This window comes from Oleiphilus sp. HI0067, from assembly GCF_001635735.1.
In genome coordinates this window covers 1-1,529 of the sequence record NZ_LWFI01001597.1, presented here as the reverse complement: position 1 = coordinate 1,529, position 1,529 = coordinate 1, and the positions used below count along the sequence as shown (strand labels likewise).

At 41.7% G+C, this 1,529-nt stretch carries 2 protein-coding genes; both read right to left on the bottom strand.

All coding sequences use genetic code 11. The features are described 5' to 3' along the window. Nucleotides 1-1,090 (bottom strand): hypothetical protein (locus A3739_RS25925; protein ID WP_156502851.1); only part of this gene is annotated, 1,090 nt, incomplete at its 3' end. 42 nt (nt 1,091-1,132) lie between these two features. After that, on the bottom strand, nt 1,133-1,529 hold a 397-nt coding region (locus A3739_RS25920; protein ID WP_197472590.1), incomplete at its 5' end, for a bifunctional hydroxymethylpyrimidine kinase/phosphomethylpyrimidine kinase.

The following is a 1,529-nucleotide window of genomic DNA, read 5'->3' as shown; positions in this document are numbered from 1 at the left end:
CGAATGAGTTCTGTGCTTCGTCGTCATCAATACTGGATTCTGACCATGGAGTGTCACCTGGACTGTCGTCTAAATACAGACTATCCAACACTTCTAGTACTTCAATCGATTCATCGTCATCGCTTTGTGTATCATCAATGTTGAAGTCTGTTTCTTGTTCAGGCACTTGGCTCCCTGTAAGTTTGACATTACTCACCAATAGCTCAATGAGTTCATCAATGGTGACGGGAATAATTGGTGTTTCTGTTATTTCGTTGGATAAAGCGAAAAGCTTTTGTTTTAGGGCTATTAAATAGTCTTCTGTGTCAGATTCATCGAATTCAACTAAGCGTTTACTATCAAGAGCGGTTTTGTATGCATGAAGTGCTTCGGTATCTGCCTTTTGAGATCTGTATGCGATACCGCGTCGGTCACGGTAGTTACCACGAATGTATATTTCCGTGTCGGCGATAAGTGCCTGAGCTTGGTTAAAATAGTAAGGGGAATAATTTTCGGCTTCAGCTTTTTCTGCACGATCGAGTGTTTTTCGTGCTTGATTCAAACTCGACACGAGTAGAGTATTAATCTCTAGCTCATACATGCTTTTGCGAACACTTGGTTCAAGCTTCAGAGCTTTCTTAATTCGATCATCCTCAATCAGAAGCACTAGCTCTTTCATTTCTTTTTGTAGGTCTTTCCAGTCTTCGGGTTGCCATTTTGATGCCTCTAACTCAACCAGTAAGTTTCGATGCTTTACGAAGTCTTTCAGATTTCTTTCGATCGCCGCTCTGGTTAATTGTGCTTTTTCTAAAAGTTTTCTAGCAGCGATAGTTGCTTGTGCAACGGACGGTTGTTTGTCTCTAGGATTGTTCAGAGATCGCTCAGCATCTTTTAAAGCTCGTGTTGCTGAGGAATAGTATGTTGGAGAATAGAACTCTAGACCTAGGTTCTCTGGTCGAGCAAACAATTCTGCTGTCCGTTCATACATTGCCCTCGGGTTATCTTGCTCGACTTGAGATGTTTCAATGCTTTGGTAGTCATTCTCTGGTTGAGAAGCACAAGCTCCAATGAGTAGTGCGATAAGAATTGGAAGTAGGCGTGAGATGATCATGTTTGTGTAACTTTGAATTGTTTTGGCGAATTGTACGCAGGTTTATAATTTTATTGTGTGATTCATCGGTAAGTTTCTGAGTTCGTTCTTACACGAATCGTGTAAATAGTTTCTGGAATTGCTAAGCGTTTGATGCACGTAGTCTATTGCAGCCTTGGTACTGTTCTGCAGGTCATTGCCCAAGGCTATGTTTGCGGCAATCGCTGACGCGAGAGTGCAACCGGTACCGTGAGAGTTAAGCGTACTAATTCTTTCATGACGGATTGTTAGTACATCATTTTTGTTGATGAAAGAATCCGTAACAGTCGTTTCATCAATTCCATGTCCCCCTTTTAGCAGTATCGCTGTATTAGTATTTTCCGAGATACTCTGGAGATCTGATATTGAATAATCGGGGAACAGCCGCGATGCTTCCACAAAATTTGGCGTGATCATTGTT